This is a genomic window from Streptomyces bacillaris (assembly GCF_003268675.1).
GTDB lineage: Bacteria > Actinomycetota > Actinomycetes > Streptomycetales > Streptomycetaceae > Streptomyces > Streptomyces bacillaris.
In genome coordinates this window covers 2048096-2067499 of the sequence record NZ_CP029378.1, presented here as the reverse complement: position 1 = coordinate 2067499, position 19404 = coordinate 2048096, and the positions used below count along the sequence as shown (strand labels likewise).

The following is a 19404-nucleotide window of genomic DNA, read 5'->3' as shown; positions in this document are numbered from 1 at the left end:
GGCCCTTCCCCTCCTACGTACGGAGACCGGATGAACCTCGCCACCAGCCCGCAGCGCCTCCTCCGTCCCACCGCGGTACGCGGACTCCCGGCCGGCTTCCGCTGGGGCGTCGCCACCTCCGCGTACCAGATCGAGGGAGCCGCCGCCGAGGACGGCCGCACCCCCTCCATCTGGGACACCTTCTGCCGGGTGCCCGGCGCGGTCGAGGGCGGTGAGAACGGGGATGTGGCCTGCGACCACTACCACCGGATGCCCGAGGACGTGGAGCTGATCGCGGGCCTCGGCGTCGACACGTACCGCTTCTCGCTCGCCTGGCCCCGCATCCAGCCGGGCGGCCGGGGCCCGGCGAACGCGAAGGGGCTGGACTTCTACAAGCGGCTGGTCGACGAACTCCACGGGCGGGGCGTCACCCCGTGGATCACTCTCTACCACTGGGACCTGCCGCAGGAGTTGGAGGACGCGGGCGGCTGGCCCGCACGGGACACGGCCCTGCGCTTCGCGGAGTACGCCTCCCTCGCGTACGAGGCCCTCGGCGACCGGGTCGAGCACTGGACCACGCTCAACGAGCCCTGGTGCTCGGCGATGCTCGGTTACGCGTACGGCGTCCACGCCCCCGGCCGCAAGGATTTCGGCGCCTCGATGCACGCCGTCCACCATCTGCTCCTGGGCCATGGACTGGCGGCCCGGGCGCTGCGGGAGGCGGCGGGGAGCAACCCCCTGGAGCTGGGCATCACCCTCAACCTGGGCACCGCCACACCCGAGACGCCGAGCGAGGCGGACCGGGAGGCGTGCCGCCGCGCCGACGGCATGGGCACCCGCCTCTACCTGGACCCGATCACGCACGGCCGCTACCCGGCGGACGTCGTCGCGGACCTGGCCGCCCAGGGCGTGGAACTCCCGTTGCAGGAAGGCGACTTGGCGGCGATCTCCACCCCGCTCGACGTTCTCGGCGTCAACTTCTACCGGGGGATGCAGTTCTCCGGGGTCACCGAGGACGGATCACCGACCGACGCCGATGGGCTGCCCGTCGTCCGGGTGGTGGAGCGGGAGCTGCCCCGTACGGCGATGGACTGGGAGATCACTCCTACCGAACTCGCCGATCTGCTCGTACGGTTGGAGCGTGACTACGGACTCCCGACCGTCATCACCGAGAACGGTGCCGCCTTCGACGACGCCGTGGCCGAGGACGGCTCCGTCCCCGACGCCGACCGCACCGCCTACCTCGCGGACCACATCGACGCCGTCGTCGCCGCCCGCGCCCAAGGGGCCGACGTCCGGGGCTACTTCGCCTGGTCGCTGATGGACAACTTCGAGTGGGCGTACGGCTACGACAAGCGGTTCGGCATCGTCCGGGTCGACTACGCCACGCAGACCCGCACGCTCAAGGACAGCGCCAAGTGGTACCGCGACACGATCCGGCTCACCCGGGACGAGCAGCGGTAACCCGCAGGCCCTTTCCCGCGACACGCATTCCTTCTTTCCGACGACCCATCCGACCCCAAAAAGAGAGCGCTCCCAAAACTCATGTATCGCACCCCGCGCCTCCGCCCCCGCAAGGGCCGGAGCAGACCCGCGACCGCCGTCCTGGCCGCCGCCGCGGTCCTGGCCACCCTGCTCGCCGGAGCCGCGCCCAGCCAGGCGGCCCCCGACGACGAACCGGCCCCCGTCCTCATCGACCGTTTCGAGGGCGAGGTCCCGCTCGGCAACACCCCGCCCGCCGACGCCATCTTCACCTGGGGCGGCAACGCCACCGACCACCCGCAGCTGAAGCTGGCCGAGCGCGCCGACGCCCCCGAGGGCGAAAAGGTCCTCGAAGGCTCCTACGACATAAGCGCGTACGGCGGGTTCAGCCACGAGTTCGCCGTGGACACCCCGCCCCAGGACTGGACCGCCCACAAGGGCGTCCGCTTCTGGTGGTACGGCCAGAACACCGCGCCCCTGCCGCCCGGTTCGGGCAAGCGCATCCACTTCGAGATCAAGGACGGCGGGGCGAACGGCGGCGCCTCCGAGCTGTGGACCACCTCCTTCACCGACGACTGGGAGGGCTGGCAGCTCGTCGAGATCCCGTTCGCGGACTTCGTCTACCGGGCCGACTACCAGCCCGTCGGCGGCATCGACCAGATCCTGGGTCTCAACGAGATGTGGGGGTACGCCTTCACCATGCCGCCCGGCGCCCCCGGGGCCTTCGCCCTGGACGCCGTCGAGCTGTACGGCAAGGCCGACCCGGCGCTGACCGCGAGCGTGGTGACCGACGCGGCCGTGCACCCCGTGAAGAACGGCGGCAGCGCGGACCTCACCCTCTCCGTCGCCACCACCGGCTCCGTCCCCACCGAGGAGCCGATCACCGTCACGTACGCCACCCAGGGCGGCACGGCGGTCGCGGGCAAGGACTACACCCCGGTCAGCGGCACCCACACCTTCCCCGCCGGCACCGCCTCCGGGACCAGCCACAAGGTGACCGTCCGCACGGCGAAGGCGTCCAAGCCCGCCGAGGCGAAGACGATCCCGCTGGAGCTGACCGTCACCGGCGCCAAGGCCCCGGCGGAGCACCCGCAGGTCGTCATCGACGCCCACGGACTCCCGTACCAGAACGCCAAGCTGCCCGTGAAGCAGCGGGTCGCGGACCTGCTGGGCCGGATGTCCCTCGCGGAGAAGGCCGGTCAGATGACCCAGGCCGAACGCAACGCGCTCCGCACCCCCGGCGACATCGCCGCGTACGACCTCGGCTCGCTGCTCTCCGGCGGCGGCTCGGTCCCGACCCCCAACACGGCAGCCGCCTGGGCCAAGATGGTCGACGCCTACCAGCTCCGCGCCCAGGCCACCCGCTTCCAGATCCCGCTGATCTACGGCGTGGACGCGGTGCACGGCCACAACAACGTGGTCGGCGCGACGATCATGCCGCACAACATCGGCATCGGCGCGGGCCGCGACCCGAAGAGCGCCGAGAAGACGGGTGCGATCACCGCGAAGGAGGTCCGGGCCACCGGCATCCCGTGGGACTTCGCCCCTTGCGTCTGCGTCACGCGCGACGAGCGCTGGGGCCGCTCCTACGAGGCGTTCGGTGAGGACCCGGCGCTGGTCGAGGCCATGGAGACGGTCATCCAGGGCATGCAGGGCCACCCGTCCGGCAAGGACCTGCACCGCAACGACAAGGTCCTCGGCAGCGCCAAGCACTTCGTCGGGGACGGCGGCACCGAGTACGGCTCCTCCACCACCGGCTCGTACACGACCGACCAGGGCATCACCAAGGTCACCCGCCAGGAGCTGGAGGCGGTGCACCTGTCGCCGTTCGCGGAGTCGGTCAAGCGGGGCGTGGGCACGATCATGCCGTCGTACTCCTCGCTCGACATCATCGGTGACGGCGAGGGCCCGGTGAAGATGCACGCCCACGGCGAGATGATCAACGGTGTCCTCAAGGACCGGATGGGCTTCGAGGGCTTCGTCATCAGCGACTGGCAGGCCATCGACCAGATCCCCGGCGACTACCCGAGCGACGTCCGTACGTCGGTCAACGCCGGACTCGACATGATCATGGTCCCGACCGCGTACCAGGAGTTCACCAAGACCCTGAAGGACGAGGTAACGGCGGGCCGGATCAGCGAGGCCCGGATCGACGACGCGGTCTCCCGCATCCTCACCCAGAAGTTCCGCCTCGGCCTCTTCGAGAAGCCGTACGCGGACAGCACCCACCTGGACAAGGTCGGCTCGGCCGCACACCGCGCGGTGGCGCGCGAGGCGGTGGCGAAGTCGCAGGTGCTCCTGAAGAACGACGGAGCGGTCCTGCCCCTCAAGCCGAACCAGAAGGTGTACGTCGCCGGGTCCAACGCCGACGACATCGGCAACCAGGCCGGCGGCTGGACGATCAGCTGGCAGGGCTCCTCCGGCAAGATCACTCCCGGCACCACGATCCTGGAGGGGATGAAGAAGGCGGCGAAGAACCCCGACTCCGTCACGTACTCGAAGGACGCCTCGGCCGCCACGGACGGTCACGACGTGGGCGTGGTGGTCGTCGGGGAGACCCCGTACGCCGAAGGCATCGGTGACGTCGGCAACGGCCACGACCTGGAGCTGACCGCCGCCGACAAGGCCGCCGTCGAGAAGGTCTGCGCGGCCATGAAGTGCGCAGTCCTCATCGTCTCGGGCCGCCCGCAGCTCATCGGGGACCAGCTCGGGGACATGGACGCGCTGGTCGCCTCCTGGCTGCCGGGCTCCGAGGGCGACGGCGTGGCCGACGTGCTCTACGGCAAGCGCCCCTTCACCGGACAGCTCCCGGTGACCTGGCCGAAGTCGGAGGCGCAGCTTCCGATCAACGTCGGGGACACGGCGTACGACCCGCAGTTCCCGTACGGCTGGGGCCTGACGACCCTGAACAAGCCCCCGGCCGGAGGCGAGCTGACCCTCGCCGCCCTCGCCGTCGCCGCCCAGGTGGCGCAGAAGGCGAAGCTGGGCAAGACCCCGGCGGGCAAGGCCATCGTGGACCAGGCGCGGCTGCTGGTCCAGCAGAAGATCAACGGGAAGTTCACGCAGAGTGTCTCCAAGCCCTTCGCGGAGGCGGACCACCTGCTGCTCAAGGGTGACCTGACGGGCGCGGTGGCCAAGCTGCGCACGGCCTACCGAGCCGCGTAGGCACCCCGCTCTCCGGGCGGGCGACGGCATTCGTCGCCCGCCTGGAGTAGCGTTAAGTATGAGGAAAAGGCTCTTCCCCACGCTGTTGGCGGGCCTGCTGCTCATCATCGCAGCGGCTGCACTCGCCCTGACCTCCCCTGCGTCGGCGGCCCCGGCCGCGACGATCAACGACGCCGCCCAGGCCCTGCGCGAGGACCCGGTCTATGTGGACCCGGGCGCCCGCGATCAGCTCTCCGTCGCTGACGAGAAGGCCCTGGAAGCCAAGATCCTGGACGCCGACAAGCCGGTCTTCGTCGCCGTCCTGCCCGACACCGAGGCCTTCCCCGAGGAAGGCCTCCTTGCAACCCTGCGCAGCGACACCGGCATCACCGGCGTCTACGCGATACGCCTCGGCGACGGCTTCAACGCGGGCGCGGACCCGCAGGTCATGCCCACGCGGGCGGTCGACAACCTGACCGCCTCGGTCAAGAACCCGGCCACCGCCACCGACGCCACCTCCCAGCTCAACGCCTTCGTCGACCGCGCCGTCGAACAGGCCCGGGGCACCGCCCCCACCTCCTGGTCCGGCACCGGAGGCGGCACGGCCGACGACTCCGGAGCCCCGGTCGGCGGCCTGATCACGCTCGGCGCCCTGGTGGCGGCGGGCGGCGCGGGCGCGTACGCGGTCTCCCGCCGCAACAAGCGCCGAAAGGAGGAAGAGGAGCGCATCGCCCTCGACAAGCTCCGGGTCGTGGTGGACGAGGACATCACCGCGTACGGCGAGACCCTGGAGCGCCTGGACTTCCACCCCGCCGAACCGGGCGCCGACGACACCATGCGCGGCGACTACGAACGCGCCCTGGACTCCTACGAGACCGCCAAGACGAAGATGGCCAAGGCCGAGCACCCCTCCGACGTGCGCGGGGTGACCCAGGCCCTGGAGGACGGCCGCTTCTCCCTCGCCGTCCTGGAGGCCCGCCGCACCGGCAAGGAGATCCCGGCCCGCCGCCCGCCCTGCTTCTTCGACCCGCGCCACGGCCCCTCGGTGGCCGACGTCCGCTGGACCCCCTCCGGCGGCGCGCCCCGCGAGGTCCCGGTCTGCGCGGCGGACGAGGTACGCCTGAGCCGGGGCGAGGACCCCATGAGCCGCATGGTCGACGTGGGCGACGGCAACCGCCGCCCGTACTGGGAGGCGGGCCCGGCCTACGGCCCCTGGGCCGGTGGCTACTTCGCCGGAGGCCTCCTCCCGGCCCTCCTGATGGGCACCATGCTCGGCTCCATGCTCGCCACCCCGGCGTACGCCTCCGAGTACGGCGGCGGTGACTTCGGCGCGGGCGGCGAATGGGGCGGCGGCGACTTCTCCGGCTCCGACTTCGACTCCTCCGGCTTCGGCGGTGGCTTCGGGGACGGCGGCGGGTTCGGTGACGGCGGTGGCTTCGGCGGCGGATTCGACGGCGGCGGGTTCTGACGCCCGGCCTGCTGGAGCCTGCCCCCCGGCGCCCCGGCCTCGGTGACGGCCGGGGGACGGGTACCCGTCCCTGAAGCTGAGTGAGAGACGCTGGGCACCCGGGCGTGCTCCTCGTCGGCGCTTCTTGCACGGTGCCGGCGGCGGGGGAGGTGCGCCGGGCGGACGGAAGCGTCGTGGTCTGGTGAGCCCGCGGTCGGCACCTCCGGAAACCCGCGGTCGGCGTCCCCGGAAATTCGGGGCGTGCCCTTTCCGGGGGCTGAGCCGTTGGACACGGCATGAAGAAGCGAAGCGTTCTCGCCGTCGTCACTCTCGCCACCGGAGCGGTCATCGCCGCGATCTCCCCGCACCCCGGAGGCGGGGACACCGCCCACGCGGCCGAGCCGCCGGTCAGCCTGGGTGCGCTGGACCAGATCGGGGACCTCGGCAAGGTGGTCGACGGTGCGGCGGACACGGCCTCCTCCACCGCCGGCACGGTGACCACGACCCTCTCCGAGGCCCGTTTCAGCTGAGCCGACGACCACCGGCACACGAAAGGGCGGCCCACCGGGAAGATCCGGTGGGCCGCCCTTTCGCATGCCCGCCCGGTCACGTACGGGAGCCGGGGGCCACGACCCCGACCGATCCGGGCGCGGAACGGTCGGGTCCGGCAGCCCGGCCGCTTCCTACGGTGGACGGACGGAGGAAGGCAGGAGAAACAGGAGGCAAGGTTGCTGGAACGACTGAACGAGGCCATGGAGTACATCGAGTCGCACCTCGGTGAGCGCATCGAGGTCGCGGACCTCGCGCGGACCGCGACGACCTCGGAGTACCACTTCCGCCGGATGTTCTCCGCACTGGCGGGCGTCCCGCTGGCGGAGTACATCCGCCGACGCCGGATGACCGTCGCGGGCGCCGAGGTCCTCGGGCACCCCGACCGCACGCTCCTGGAGGTGGCCGTGCGCTACGGCTACGACACGGGGGAGGGCTTTGCCCGCGCGTTCCGGGCCGTGCACGGCATCGGCCCCGGCGAGGCCCGGCGGACCGGCGCGGTTCTGCGGTCCCAGCAACGCCTGACCTTCCGGCTCGTCGTCGAAGGGAGCAGTGCCATGAACTACAGGCTGGTGGAGAAGGGGGAGTTCCGGGTGGTGGGGAGGAGGGCCCGCGTACCCCTGATCCATGAGGGGCCGAATCCGGCCATCGCGGAGTTCATCCGCTCTATCGGGCGGGAGGAGCTGGAGCGCATCGCGGCCCTCTCCGACCAGGAGCCGGCCGGGCTGGTCGGCGTGAGCGACCAGCTCGACCCGAGCCGGGCGGAGGGCACCGAACTCGACTACTACCACGGCGTGGTGACGGGCCCGGAGCCCTCGGACGAGGGCACGGAGGAGGGCTTGGACTCCCTGCCCGTACCGGCCGGTGCCTGGGCGGTCTTCACGAACGACGGGGAGTTCCCGCAGGCCCTCCAGTACCTCTGGCGGGACGTCTTCACCCAGTGGTTCCCCTCGAACCCGTACGCCTCCCGGCCCGGCCCGGAGATCCTGAGCGTGCGGTTGTACGAGGAGGGGAGGCGTGCGGCGGCGGAGCTGTGGATCCCGGTGGAGCGGGTGGAGCGGCTGGAGCGCGAGCCGGGCCGCTAGTCGGCGATGCGCATGTTCACGGCCAAGGGGCATATGCGAGGTCTTATTGGTCTAGACCTATTGTGCGCGGGCTCGCCGCTCGCTAGCTTCTCTCGGCGGCGCGCGCCGATCGGATCGGCTCTACCCCTTCATTGGTGCACAGTCATGTGCGTCGACTGGAAACGGAGTTACCGACATGCGCAGACGTATCACCACCATCGCGGTCACCGCTGTGGCGGCGGCCGCGATGGCCCTCGGCGCCGCCTCCACCGTGTCGGCCGTGGGCGGCGGCTACACCATCCGCGGCCACTACGCGTCCCAGGCGGACTGCCGGGCCGCCGGGGCGGTCGGTGCCGCCGCCCACATATGGAGCCCGCTCTTCATCTGTCAGCCGTTCGCGGCGCAGCCGGGCGTGTACGAGCTGTGGGTGCGGTACTAGGCCGTGCCGCGCCGCTCATGAGAACCGCCCCGCTTCCGGCCGAGATGCCGGGGGCGGGGCGGGCGCGGTGGTGTGCGTCAGAGAGCGGTGCCGCTCCGCACGAAGGCGCCCCAGGCGGCGGGCTCGACGGTGAGGACGGGCCCGTCGGTCACCTTGGAGTCGCGGATGTGGACGGCGGCGGGGTGGGCGGCGACTTCGATGCAGTTGCCGCCGTCACCGTTGCTGTAGCTGGACTTGTGCCAGTCGTAGGCGACTTCGATGCAGGCGCCGCCCTGGTCGCTGCTGTGGCTGGACTTGAACCAGTGGAGGGTGGTGCGGCCTGGGGCCAGGTGTGCTGCGCGGGACATGTCTCTCCAAGCAGAGCGGCGAGCAGTGCGTCGAGTAGCCGGACGCTCTTCTCAACGGTGAGCGCCTGGGAACGCAGCATCCCATATTTCTGCATGAGGGCGCTGACGTGGGCTGGATCGTCGTACAGCTCGGCTCGCAGGTGCATTTCGGCGTACGCGAGTTGATCGTGATCCTGCGTCTCCAGCAGGACCAGTGGCCCTGCGAGACCAGCGTGTTTGGGAGTCTTCCGCGGCATGATCTGAATGGTGACGAACGGCAGATCCATGCAGCGCCGCAGGTGGAGAAGCTGGTCACGCGTGGTTTCGGGGTCGCCCAATTCGCTGTACAGGATGCTCTCTTCGAGGATGAAGTGCAGGATCGGCCGAGGCTTCCGTTCCAGCAGCTTCTGTCGGTCGAGCCGTATGGCGACTCGCTCCTCGATCACGTCCGCTTCCAGGGGCGGGTAGTGGCAGGAGAAAACGAGACGCGCGTACGCCTCCGTCTGGAGGATCCCTGGAATGAGCTGAGTCTCGTACCAGAACAGGCTCACCGCGTCTTGCTCGTAGTCCACGTAATCCTGGGAGAGCACCAGATACCGCTCTTTCTTCGGGACCTTCGTTACCGCTACCTCTAACGCGCCCTTGGTTCCGAGCAGTTCGTCCAGCTCGATGGCGAAGTCCAGCTTGAGCGACCGGCGCCCCTGCTCGATGGAGGCGATGGTGTCCTCGCCTACGCCTAGCTGCTCGGCCAGAGCCGGCTGCGTCAGCCCCGCCTGTTTGCGGAAGTGGGCGAGCTGTGCCCCGATGACATGCCACGAACTGACTCGCCTGTTTCGCTTTCCTGGTTGCATGCGATGGCTCTCCCCGGCCTCGTGCCACTTCGACCCGTCAAGAGTCGTACAGATGCGATGTACGACCCTCCGCTCTGCTCCACCCTAGTCACGGTGTGTGAGCGTGAAGGCATGAACGAGACAACCCAACCCCCCTACCTCCGCACGAACTTCTACTGCCGCGACCGCAGCTCGGTCCCGGTCGTACGTAAGTTCACCCGCAAGGCGCTGATCGAGTGGGGGTGCGAGGAACGCGCCTACGACATGCTGCTCTGCGTGACCGAGCTGGCGACCAACGCCCTCCGGCACGGCGTTCCGCCGGGGCGCGGATTCCGGGTCAAGATCTCTCTGGAGCGGCTGGAGGCGGCGCTCCGGATCGAGCTGCACGACAGCGGTGACGGCGAGGTGCGGATGGCGGACGGGCTGCCCGGTGTGGAGGAGGAGGGCGGCCGGGGGCTGCTTCTGGTCTCCGCGCTGGCGGACAAGTGGGGCGTGGCGGAGCGGAACCCCGGCAAGATCGTGTGGTGCGAGTTCACGCTCGGGTGAGTTTGCCGTTCCGGCAATGAGGTTTGTCGTTCCTGCCGGGCCGCGCGCACCATCGGCACCACATGGAGGTGATCCGCATGGAGGGCAGGAACGACATGGAACAGCGGCAGGCACAGCGGCGGCGGTACGACGTGGTGGTCGTGGGCGGCGGGGCGGCCGGGCTCAGCGGGGCGCTCACCCTGGCGCGGGCCCGGCGCTCGGTGCTGGTGATCGACGCGGGGGAGCCCCGTAACGCGCCCGCGTCGCATGTCCACAACTACCTGGGCCGGGAGTCGACCCCGCCCGGGGAGCTGCTGGCGATCGGCCGGGGCGAGGTGACCGGGTACGGCGGGGAGATCGCCGGGGGCCGGGTGGCCTCGGCCGAGCGGCTGCCGGAGGACGGCGGCTTCCGCGTCGCGCTGGAGGACGGCTCCTCGGTGGAGGCGCGCAGGCTCCTGGTGACGACGGGGCTCGTGGACGAGCTGCCGCCCGTACCGGGGCTGGCGGAGCGCTGGGGGCGGGAGGTGCTGCACTGCCCGTACTGCCACGGGCGCGAGGTGGCGGACCGCCCGGTCGGGGTGCTGTCCGTCGGCCCCCTCGCCGTACATCAGGCGCTGATGTGGCGGCAGTGGAGCGACGACGTCACCCTCTTCCGCCACACGGGCCCGGAGCCGACGGACGAGGAGTACGAGCAGCTCGCCGCGCGCGGGGTGGCCGTGGTGGACGGCGAAGTGGAGGGGCTGGAGGTCACGGACGACCGGCTCACCGGCGTACGTCTGGCGGGCGGCCGGGTGATCCCGCGCGAGGCCGTCGTGGTGCAGGCCCGTTTCACCGCCCGCTCGGCCGTGCTGGAGTCGCTCGGCCTGGCGGCGGTCCCGCAGGAGATGGGCGGTGAGGTGATCGGTACGTACGTCCCCACCGACCCGGTCGGCGCGACGGAGGTCCCCGGGGTCTGGGCCGCGGGCAACGTCACCCGCCTCACCGAACAGGTCATCGGCGCCGCCGCGGCCGGTCTGATGGCGGGCGCCGCGATCAACGGCGACCTGATCGCGGAGGACACCCGGATCGCGGTGGAGGAGCGGCGGCGCGGCTGACGCGACCGAGGGGCCTGTCCCTGCCGGAACTCTCGCGGGTTCTGCGGGAACTCCTACGAGAACACGGCGGAGAACAGGTCCCCCACCCACCCGAAGAACGTGTGGATCAGCACCGCCAGCAGCAGGAAGATCCCGACGGTCACCAGCGTGGCCGTGGAGCAGCCGCGCCCCTCGCCCGCCTCGGGCTCGTCCCGCCCGCCGCCCAACTCCGCATCGAAGAGATCCACGGCCTGCCCCACCCCATCGCGTATGTCGACGACCATCATGCGGAGCCCTCCCCGGCCCCGCGGGGTGAACTCTCGCACGGCCGGGGACGGGCGGCGCAGGGGGCTCGTACTCAGGGTGGGGGAGTCGGCGTACTCAGTGGGCCGGGTGGCCGCCCGCGTGGATCACCTCGGCCACCTCCGTCGTCGGCAGGGGCCCGCCGGTCACCTCGGCCCGGTCGGAGGAGAGCAGCCAGCCGCCGTCGGCCCCACGGGCGAACGTCATCGTGCGAGGGAGCGCCGACTCCTCGCAATCCGGGGCGTCGCCCTCGGTCTGCTGCGGGGTGGACGAGAAGTAGAGGCGGGTGTGGTCGGTGAGCCGGAGCGTGGCCGTACGGTCGGTGACGTCCGCGCCGGTGACTTCGACGTCGACCCGTGCCCTGGTATAGCCGCCGTCGACGCCTTCGTACTGCCGGCCCTTCTCCGCCAGTGCTGTCAGCTCGCTGCGGGCGCGGGCGGCCATGGCGGGGGTGGCCCGCAGGCTCCCGCTCGCCGCTTCCACCGTCGGCCGGGCGGTCGTGAGCATGTCGGCCCGCTGCTGGAGGTAGTCCGTGGCGAGCCGGGCCAGTTCGGTGGTGTCGGCGGTGCTCGCGGACGGTGTCGTACGGGGCGGGGACGGCTGGATGTGGGGCGGCAGGTGGATGAGTGCGAGCAGGGCCGCCGTCGCGGTGACGCCCGCGGCGATGACACGTCCGGGTCCTGGCCTGGCCATGGTGCCTCGATCCCCCGTTTCTTCGCTGCTTCGCTTGCCCTGCTGCCCTGGTGCGCCTTGCTGCCGTCCTGGCTGTGCTGTTCTTGCTGTGCTGTTCAGGTTGTCCTGAGTGTCTCCTGTGAGGGGAGACGTGCTGGAGGGGGCGGGGCGTTCCGGGCCGGGCGATCTCCGTCCGGTTCTCGTCCGGGAATGTCCGATTCCTGGACGAGAACCGTGCGGTGTACGTCCTCTCAGTCGCGCGGGTCGCGAAGGCCGTGGGAGTCGCGCGGGTCGCGCCACATGCCCCAGAGGGTCGGGGCGCCGTCGCCCGGCAGGGCGAACTCCTCGCGCACGGTGAAGCCGAAGTGCTCGTAGACCGGGAGGTTGGAGGCCTTGGAGGACTCCAGATAGACGGGCTGCCCGGCCGCGTCGGCCTTGGCCAGCCCCGAGCGGAGCAGCCGGGACCCGTGTCCCTGGCCCTGGGCGGCGGGGTCGGCGCCGATCAGCGCCAGGGACCAGTGGGGTTCCTGGGGCGTGTGGCGGGCGGCCGTCTCCACGGCGTCCCGGAAGAGCCCGGCCCGGTCGCCCAGGATGTTCCGTAGCTCCTGGATGGTCTCCGCGTCCGGGACGGCCTTGGCCTGTGCCTCCGGCGCCACCCAGAACGCGGCAGCCGCCCCCGTGCGCTCGCACACGCCGTGGTGGACGTACTGCCGGGTGAAGAGCGTGGTGAAGTAGCGGCCCAACGCCGCCTCACGGGAAGCGTCTTCGGGAAAGAACCAGCGCATCATCGGGTCGTCGTCGAAGGCGAGGGCGAGCGTGCGGCTGATGTCCGGGGCGTCGTCGGCCGTAGCCGTACGTGGAACGTTCGATATCGGCATAAAGGCCATTCTGCACCCGATGATCTTGAGCGTCGGGGGCGGGGGTGGGGCAGAGTGCCCGTCAGGCCGCCCCGGAGCCTTCCGCCTCTCGCGTACCGGAGTTGGCGCGCAGGGCGATGGCCGACCAGATGCCCGCCAGCACCAGCGCGCCCGCCGCCATGGCCGCGACCTCCAGGGCCTCCGGGCGCCAGCCCAGGGAGAGGCGGGTGCCGATGACGAGGAGGATCACGGAGATGGTGCCGGGGGAGGGGATCGGCACCCGCGCCGCCGTCGCCCGCAGCACACCGGCCGCCGCCAGGCCGGTGGCGGCCCAGACGGCGAGGTAGGCCCAGGGCGAACCCGAGGCGGCGGCGAGCAGCCCGTAGTCGTCGGGGCCGAGGCGGAACAGCGAACCGGCCCAGCCCAGACCCACCCCGAGGGCGGTGACGGCCACCACCCACAGCGTGTGGCGCCACCAGGGGCCGGGGCGCACGGCCACTTCGTCGTCGTCCGCGAATCCGCCGGCGGACGGTTCCAGGAAATCCATCACGCCTGTGGAGACGCGCGCGGGGGCCCGGGCGTTGCCTCCGACGCCCCATCACATGATCGAACCACCGCACCGGTTGGCGTCCCCGGTCCCGTGGCCGGTCTCGTCGCCGGTCCCATGGTCCTCAGCCCGGGAAGCGGTCGCGGGCCTCCTCGATGTGGCCCAGATACTGCTGCGTCCAGTCGCACATGCGGTGGACCGTCCCCCGCAGGCCTTGGCCCGGCTCGGTGAGGGTGTACTCGACCTTCGGCGGGACCGTCGGGTACACGGTCCGCTCGACCAGGCCGTTGCGCTCCAGCATGCGCAGGTTCTGGGTGAGCATCTTGTGGCTGATGCCGTCGACCTCCTTCAGTACCTCGCTGAAGCGCAGGGTGCGGTCCCCGAGGGCCTCGATGATCAGGAGCGCCCATTTGTTGGCGACGTCCGAGAAGATCTCCCGCGCCAGGGAGTCCGCTCGGCGCAGGTCCGCCTCGTCGGGCGAGCCGCTGAACTGCTTGGTCACCATGAGGTTCCTCCGTCACCGGAAAGTGCGTTCTTCCACGTCAGGGCTGACTCTCCTACGGTTCCTGAGTAACCACAAGTGACCGTAGAACGCTGCACGAGGAGACGTCGGACATGGCCATCACTCTGTTGGACCCCGAAGGACTGCCGAAGATCGGTGCCTACCGGCAGGTCTCGGTCGCGACCGGATCCCGGCTCGTCTTCGTCGCCGGGCAGGTCGCCTGGGACGCCGACGGCACCACGGTCGGTGCGGGCGACCTCGTCGCCCAGGTCGAGCAGTGCTACCTGAACATCGGGACGGCGCTGGCCGCGGCCGGCGGCTCGTTCGACGACGTGGCGAAGCTGACCGTGTACGTCGTCGACTGGACGCCCGACAAGCTGCCGCTGTTCCTGGAGGGCGCGGCCCGGGCGGCGGCGAAGCTGGGCGTCACCCCGGTCCCGCCGGGCACGCTGGTGGGCGTCGCGGCCCTGGACGTACCGGAGCACCTGGTGGAGATCGAGGCGACGGCGGTCCTGGCCTGAGGAGGGGCGGCCCCGGCACGGCTCCCCTCCCGCCCCGCCACCGGAGACGCGGGAGGGGCCCGTCCGGCGTAACGCACCGCGCCGAATGAGGGGCACGGGGGTGACGGTCGGGGACAGGCCCAGGTGTGAGGTGCCGCTGAGGGGATACGCGGAGGGTGCCAGGCACCACAGGGGTGTCGGTACGTCGGCAACGGAGAAGGAGACTCTCGTGAGCATCATCGCCTGGATCCTCATCGGCCTGTTCGCGGGCGCCATCGCCAAGGCGCTGATGCCGGGCAAGGACCCGGGCGGCTGTCTCCTGACGATGGTCATCGGCATCGTGGGCGGGCTGCTCGGCGGCTGGCTGGGCAAGGTGATCTTCGGCGTCGACTCGATCGACGGATTCTTCAGCCTGTCGACGTGGATCGCGGCCGTCGTCGGTTCGGTGATCATCCTGCTGCTCTACCGCCTGGTCTCGGGTCAGCGGACCCGCTGACACGGCCTGGCGGGGCCTTCTCCTCGACGGGTCGATTCGTCCCGGTCTGCCTACATTGGCAGAGGGCCGACAGGGCAGCCGTGGCAGGAGCCGATGCCGATGCCGACACGCCGGCGAAGACCGACAAGAGGAAACGACGACATGACCGACATCTCGCGCAAGCCGACCACCTCCGACTCCGGCGCCCCGGTGGAGAGCGACGAGCATTCGCTCACCGTCGGCCCGGGCGGACCGATCCTGCTCCAGGACTCGTACCTGATCGAGCAGATGGCCCAGTTCAACCGCGAACGCATCCCCGAACGCCAGCCGCACGCCAAGGGCAGCGGAGCGTTCGGGAAGTTCGAGGTGACCGCGGACGTGTCCGCGTACACGAAGGCGGCGCTCTTCCAGCCGGGCACCACGACCGACCTGGTCGTCCGGTTCTCCACCGTGGCGGGGGAGCGGGGCAGCCCGGACACCTGGCGGGACCCGCGCGGCTTCGCGGTGAAGTTCTACACCACCGAGGGCAACTACGACATGGTGGGCAACAACACCCCCGTGTTCTTCGTGAAGGACCCGATGAAGTTCCAGCACTTCATCCGGTCCCAGAAACGCCGGGCGGACAACAACCTCCGCGACCACGACATGCAGTGGGACTTCTGGACGCTCTCGCCGGAGTCGGCCCACCAGGTCACCTGGCTGTTGGGGGACCGGGGCATCCCGCGCACCTGGCGCCACATGAACGGCTACACCTCGCACACGTACATGTGGATCAACGCCGAGGGCCAGCGGTTCTGGGTGAAGTACCACTTCAAGACCGACCAGGGCATCGAGACGTTCACGCAGCACGAGGCCGACCAGATGGCGGCGGCGGACACCGACTACCACACGCGTGATCTCTTCGAGCACATCCGCGACGGCGACTTCCCGAGCTGGACGCTGAAGGTCCAGATCATGCCGTACGAGGAGGCCGCGGACTACCGGTTCAACCCCTTCGACCTGACCAAGGTGTGGCCGCACGGCGACTACCCGCTGATCGAGGTCGGCCGGATGACGCTGGACCGCAACCCCACGGACAACCACGCCGAGATCGAGCAGGCGGCCTTCCAGCCGAACAACTTCGTCCCCGGCATCGGCCCGAGCCCGGACCGGATGCTCCTGGCGCGGCTGTTCTCCTACGCCGACGCGCACCGCCACCGCATCGGCGGCAACTACCAGCAGCTGCCCGTCAACGCCCCGGTCGCCCCGGTGCACACGTACTCCAAGGACGGGGCGATGGCGTACCGGAAGACCTCAGACCCGGTCTACGCCCCCAACTCCAAGGGCGGCCCGGCGGCCGACACCGAGCGCTACGGCACCCCGCCGAGCTGGTACGCCGACGGGGACATCACCCGGGCGGCCTACGTCGACCACGCCGAGGACGACGACTGGGGCCAGGCGGGCACGATGGTCCGCGAGGTCCTGGACGACGCGGCCCGGGACCGGCTGGTGGACAACGTGGTCGGCCACCTCCTCAACGGGGTGACCGAGCCGGTGCTCCAGCGGGCCTTCACGTACTGGTCGAACATCGACGCCACCCTCGGCAAGCGCATCCAGGAGGGCGTCCGGGCGAAGGCCGACGAGAAGGACCCGAAGGCCGCCGAACAGGCCAACCCGGCCCGCAGCTCCATGCAGCGCAAGGCCTGAACCGGGAGCAGTGCGTGGCCCCCACCCCGTCGACACGGGGCGGGGGCCTTTCGCGTGCCCAGGAGACGGTCAGCCCCCCGCCCCCTCCCACGTCTCCGGCGCCCACACCCCCGACCGGCGCAGGGCGTTCGGGCAGTGGCGGAAGATCTCGTCGATCTCGACGACCAGGGCGAGCTGGGGGCGGCGGCCCTTCAGGGTCATCGCGTCGAAGAACGGGGCGTCGGTGAGGATGCGGGCGCGGCCGTTGACGCGGAGGACGTCCATCGCGCCGGGTATCAGGTAGAGCAGGCCCACGTGCGGGTTGGACAGGATGTTGTGGAAGCTGTCCGCGCGGCGGTTGCCCGGGCGGTCGGGGAGGGCCAGGGTGCCGCGGTCCAGGACATGGGTGAAGCCGGGGCCGTCGCCGCGCGGGGTGGCGTCGCAGTTGCCCGCGGCGTCGGAGGTGGAGAGGACGCAGAACGGGGAGCGGGCCAGCAGGGCCACGTCGTCGTCGGTGAGCCGGTCGTGGACCTTGTCGATGACGACCGGGTGCGGGGTGCCCAGGATCTCGCGCAGTTCCTCCGCCGAGCCCAGGGGTACGGCCCCGGCCGGCGGTCCGGAGGTGGGGGCGGCGGTCTCGGCGGCGTACGACAAGGAAAGGCTCCGGGATCGTGGGGGTGCGGCGGTGTGGGGGCGGACCGGCGCTGTTAGGGTGACCTTACTTTGGGCCCCCTCATGTCCCCCGTCCGGGGTGAAATGTTCCCTGCCCGGGGCGGAACGAAGCGTTCTGCCGCTGGCCGCCCCGAGCCCTGCCCGTACGCGCCGATGAACAAGGGTGAGACACCGTGCACCACCGCATTCCGGGGGCCGCCGTCCCGGTGGCCGGGCTGTGAGCGGCTCGACCCTCACGGCCGCGCAGCGCAGGCCGCAGAAGAAGGAGGCGCGGCCCCGGCGGAGCCGGCCCGTCCTCGCCCTCGGGCTCCTCGCCTCCCTCGGCGTGCTGCTGCTCGCCGTGGTGGCCAGCCTCGCCATCGGCTCCGGGGACGTGCCGTTCCGCGATGTGCTGCCCGGCGTCTTCGACCCCGACCTCACCGTCAAGGGCCAGCTGGTCATCCAGGAGGTCCGCATCCCGCGCACCGTCGCCGGGCTGCTCGCCGGTGCGGCCCTCGGGCTCGCGGGGACCGTCATGCAGGGCGTCGCCCGTAACCCCCTGGCCGACCCCCAGCTCCTCGGCATCAACGCGGGCGCCTCCGTCGCCGTCGTCTGCTCCATCACGCTGCTCGGCTTCACCGTCGCCACCCAGTTCATCTGGTTCGGCTTCCTCGGCGCGCTGCTCGCCGCTCTTCTCGTCTACGGGGTCGGCTCGCTGGGACGGGAGGGGGCGACGCCCGTGAAGCTGGCCCTCGCGGGGGCCGCGACCGCCGCCGTTCTCACCTCGATCACCAGCGCGATCCTGCTCCAGGACCGGGGCAGCTACGACCAGTTCCGGTTCTGGCAGCTCGGGGCGCTGACCGCCCGCTCCTCCGAGGTGCTCTGGCAGGTCTCCCCGTTCATCCTCGTCGGGACCGTCCTCGCCTTCTCGCTCGGGCCGCAGCTCAACGCCCTCTCCCTCGGCGACGACCTCGCGCGCGGCCTGGGCCAGCGGGTCGGGCGGGCCCGGATGGTCTCCGCCCTCGCCGTGGTGATCCTCTGCGGCGCCGCCACCGTCGTCGCCGGGCCCATCGGCTTCGTCGGCCTCGCCGTACCGCACGCCGCCCGGCTGATCACCGGGCCCGACTACCGCTGGGTGCTCCCGTACAGCATGGTCCTCGCCCCGATCATGCTGCTCGTCGCGGACATCATCGGCCGCGTGATCGCCCCGCCCGGCGAGGTGCAGGTCGGCGTGATCACCGCCGCCGTCGGCTGCATCCCCTTCATCTGGCTGGTCCGGCGCAGGAAGCTGGTGGAACTGTGAGCGGGCCCACCGCCGTGTCCACGGAGAAGGACCGGCTCGCCGCCGCCGTACGCGAGGTCGCCGCCGTACGGGGCCGGGGGCGGCGGCGGTCCGTCACCGTCGCCACCGCCCTGCTCGTCGCCGCGGTCGCCGGCTTCGGCCTCTCCCTCAGCGTCGGGGACATGGTCATGCCGATCGGGAAGGTCGTCGACACCCTCCTCGGGGGCGGCGACGGCGGCTCGCAGTTCGTCGTCCTGGAGCTGCGGCTGCCCCGCGCCCTCCTCGCCGTCCTCGTCGGCGCCGCGTTCGGGCTCTCCGGCGGCGTCTTCCAGACCGTGCTGCGCAACCCGCTCGCCAGCCCCGACCTCATCGGCATCAGCGCCGGGGCCAGCGCCGTCGCCGTCACCGCCGCACTCCTCTTCCAGGTCAGCGGACTCGCCCTCTCCGCGAGCGCCCTGGCCGGTTCGATCGCCGCCGGGGCCGCCATCTATCTGCTCGCCTGGCGGCAGGGCGTCGCCGGACAGCGCCTCGTCCTCGTCGGGATCGGCGTCGGCATGGGGCTCTCCAGCGTCGTCTGGTACGTGATGGCCCGCTCCGACGTCACCGACGCGCAGGAGGCCTTCCGCTGGCTGGCGGGCAGCCTCAACGGGCGCTCCTGGAACCAGTTCTGGCCGATGGCCGGGGCGCTCGCCCTCCTCGTCCCGCTCACCGCCCTCGCCGCGCACGCCCTGCGCCCCCTCCAGCTCGGGGACGACGCCGCCGCCGGACTCGGCACGAAGGTGGAGACGGGCCGCCTCGCCCTGCTCGGGTGCGCCACGGCCCTGGCGGGGGTCGCCACGGCGGCGGCCGGGCCCGTCGGGTTCGTGGCCTTCGTCGCCGCGCCGATCGCCCGCCGGCTGGTCCCGGGCCGGGGCGCCGCCCTGCCCCACGCGGCCCTGACCGGCGCGCTGCTGGTCCTCGTCGCGGACTTCGCGGCCCAGCACCTGCTGCCCTCCGTCCAGCTGCCGGTGGGCGTGGTCACCAGCATCATCGGCGCCCCGTACCTGCTCCTCCTCCTGGCCCGCGCCAACCGCGTGGGGAGCGGGGGCTGAG

20 protein-coding genes and 1 pseudogene are annotated in these 19404 nt (G+C 71.4%); 13 read left to right on the top strand and 8 right to left on the bottom strand.

The window, feature by feature from the left end; genetic code table 11:
• The first annotated feature begins 30 nt into the window (after positions 1 to 30).
• The 6 genes from DJ476_RS08360 (at position 31) to DJ476_RS08335 (ending at position 8104) form a co-directional block, all read left to right on the top strand.
• Positions 31 to 1443 carry a GH1 family beta-glucosidase gene (locus DJ476_RS08360; RefSeq protein WP_112490204.1) on the top strand — a complete coding sequence of 471 codons (1413 nt, stop codon included), beginning with the start codon at positions 31 to 33 and terminating at the stop codon, positions 1441 to 1443.
• Positions 1444 to 1524: 81 nt separating this feature from the next.
• Entirely contained in the window at positions 1525 to 4626 is a 3102-nt protein-coding gene (locus DJ476_RS08355) for a glycoside hydrolase family 3 N-terminal domain-containing protein (protein ID WP_112490203.1), read from the top strand.
• A 58-nt stretch (positions 4627 to 4684) separates the two neighbouring features.
• Positions 4685 to 6073: a hypothetical protein gene (locus DJ476_RS08350; protein ID WP_103421507.1), complete on the top strand. Its 1389-nt coding sequence runs from the start codon at positions 4685 to 4687 to the stop codon at positions 6071 to 6073.
• A gap of 275 nt (positions 6074 to 6348) precedes the next feature.
• Positions 6349 to 6582 carry a hypothetical protein gene (locus tag DJ476_RS08345; RefSeq protein ID WP_019766964.1) on the top strand — a complete coding sequence of 78 codons (234 nt, stop codon included), beginning with the start codon at positions 6349 to 6351 and terminating at the stop codon, positions 6580 to 6582.
• A 198-nt stretch (positions 6583 to 6780) separates the two neighbouring features.
• Positions 6781 to 7686: an AraC family transcriptional regulator gene (locus DJ476_RS08340; protein WP_112490202.1), complete on the top strand. Its 906-nt coding sequence runs from the start codon at positions 6781 to 6783 to the stop codon at positions 7684 to 7686.
• A 175-nt stretch (positions 7687 to 7861) separates the two neighbouring features.
• Complete coding sequence (locus tag DJ476_RS08335) at positions 7862 to 8104, top strand: hypothetical protein (protein ID WP_103421509.1); 243 nt, start codon at positions 7862 to 7864, stop codon at positions 8102 to 8104.
• A 77-nt stretch (positions 8105 to 8181) separates the two neighbouring features.
• On the opposite strand, the gene DJ476_RS35460 is transcribed toward DJ476_RS08335, so the two are convergent.
• Positions 8182 to 8451, bottom strand: a complete 270-nt coding sequence (locus DJ476_RS35460; protein WP_103421510.1) for a DUF397 domain-containing protein — start codon at positions 8449 to 8451, stop codon at positions 8182 to 8184.
• An 89-nt stretch (positions 8452 to 8540) separates the two neighbouring features.
• A pseudogene (locus DJ476_RS08325) lies at positions 8541 to 9281 on the bottom strand (helix-turn-helix domain-containing protein); the annotation flags it as partial.
• A 111-nt stretch (positions 9282 to 9392) separates the two neighbouring features.
• Between DJ476_RS08325 and DJ476_RS08320 the strand changes: the two are divergent.
• Both DJ476_RS08320 and DJ476_RS08315 read left to right on the top strand, forming a co-directional pair.
• A complete protein-coding gene (locus DJ476_RS08320; RefSeq protein WP_112490201.1) occupies positions 9393 to 9806 on the top strand; it encodes an ATP-binding protein in 414 nt (137 codons plus the stop codon).
• Between the two features lie 77 nt (positions 9807 to 9883).
• Complete coding sequence (locus tag DJ476_RS08315; RefSeq protein WP_103421513.1) at positions 9884 to 10879, top strand: NAD(P)/FAD-dependent oxidoreductase; 996 nt, start codon at positions 9884 to 9886, stop codon at positions 10877 to 10879.
• Positions 10880 to 10932: 53 nt separating this feature from the next.
• Here the strand turns inward: DJ476_RS08315 and DJ476_RS08310 are convergent, their stop codons facing one another.
• The 5 genes from DJ476_RS08310 to DJ476_RS08290 all read right to left on the bottom strand — a co-directional run bounded on the left by DJ476_RS08310 (position 10933) and on the right by DJ476_RS08290 (position 13742).
• Entirely contained in the window at positions 10933 to 11145 is a 213-nt protein-coding gene (locus tag DJ476_RS08310; RefSeq protein ID WP_103421514.1) for a hypothetical protein, read from the bottom strand.
• 94 nt (positions 11146 to 11239) lie between these two features.
• Positions 11240 to 11854: a hypothetical protein gene (locus DJ476_RS08305; RefSeq protein ID WP_103421515.1), complete on the bottom strand. Its 615-nt coding sequence runs from the start codon at positions 11852 to 11854 to the stop codon at positions 11240 to 11242.
• 230 nt (positions 11855 to 12084) lie between these two features.
• Positions 12085 to 12711: a GNAT family N-acetyltransferase gene (locus DJ476_RS08300; protein WP_112490200.1), complete on the bottom strand. Its 627-nt coding sequence runs from the start codon at positions 12709 to 12711 to the stop codon at positions 12085 to 12087.
• Positions 12712 to 12772: 61 nt separating this feature from the next.
• A complete protein-coding gene (locus DJ476_RS08295; RefSeq protein ID WP_112490199.1) occupies positions 12773 to 13237 on the bottom strand; it encodes a hypothetical protein in 465 nt (154 codons plus the stop codon).
• 124 nt (positions 13238 to 13361) lie between these two features.
• Positions 13362 to 13742 (bottom strand): winged helix-turn-helix transcriptional regulator, encoded by a 381-nt coding sequence (locus DJ476_RS08290; RefSeq protein ID WP_103421518.1) that lies wholly within the window; start codon positions 13740 to 13742, stop codon positions 13362 to 13364.
• Between the two features lie 110 nt (positions 13743 to 13852).
• Here DJ476_RS08290 and DJ476_RS08285 point away from each other — a divergent pair, with 110 nt between their 5' ends.
• The 3 genes from DJ476_RS08285 (at position 13853) to DJ476_RS08275 (ending at position 16400) form a co-directional block, all read left to right on the top strand.
• Complete coding sequence (locus tag DJ476_RS08285; protein ID WP_103421519.1) at positions 13853 to 14260, top strand: RidA family protein; 408 nt, start codon at positions 13853 to 13855, stop codon at positions 14258 to 14260.
• A 208-nt stretch (positions 14261 to 14468) separates the two neighbouring features.
• On the top strand, positions 14469 to 14735 hold the full coding sequence (locus DJ476_RS08280; RefSeq protein ID WP_103421520.1) for a GlsB/YeaQ/YmgE family stress response membrane protein: 267 nt from the start codon (positions 14469 to 14471) through the stop codon (positions 14733 to 14735).
• A 141-nt stretch (positions 14736 to 14876) separates the two neighbouring features.
• The gene (locus DJ476_RS08275; protein ID WP_112490198.1) at positions 14877 to 16400 is read left to right on the top strand and encodes a catalase; all 1524 of its coding nucleotides are present in this window, start codon (positions 14877 to 14879) and stop codon (positions 16398 to 16400) included.
• Between the two features lie 69 nt (positions 16401 to 16469).
• Here DJ476_RS08275 and DJ476_RS08270 read toward each other — a convergent pair whose 3' ends face one another.
• Positions 16470 to 17033, bottom strand: coding sequence for an MSMEG_1061 family FMN-dependent PPOX-type flavoprotein (locus DJ476_RS08270; protein ID WP_103421522.1), 564 nt, complete (start codon positions 17031 to 17033; stop codon positions 16470 to 16472).
• 235 nt (positions 17034 to 17268) lie between these two features.
• On the opposite strand from DJ476_RS08270, the gene DJ476_RS08265 reads away from it, so the two are divergent.
• Positions 17269 to 18333: a FecCD family ABC transporter permease gene (locus DJ476_RS08265; protein WP_112490197.1), complete on the top strand. Its 1065-nt coding sequence runs from the start codon at positions 17269 to 17271 to the stop codon at positions 18331 to 18333.
• Entirely contained in the window at positions 18330 to 19403 is a 1074-nt protein-coding gene (locus DJ476_RS08260; RefSeq protein WP_112490196.1) for a FecCD family ABC transporter permease, read from the top strand. Before DJ476_RS08265 ends, DJ476_RS08260 begins: the two co-directional genes overlap by 4 nt.
• Position 19404: the final 1 nt, after the last annotated feature.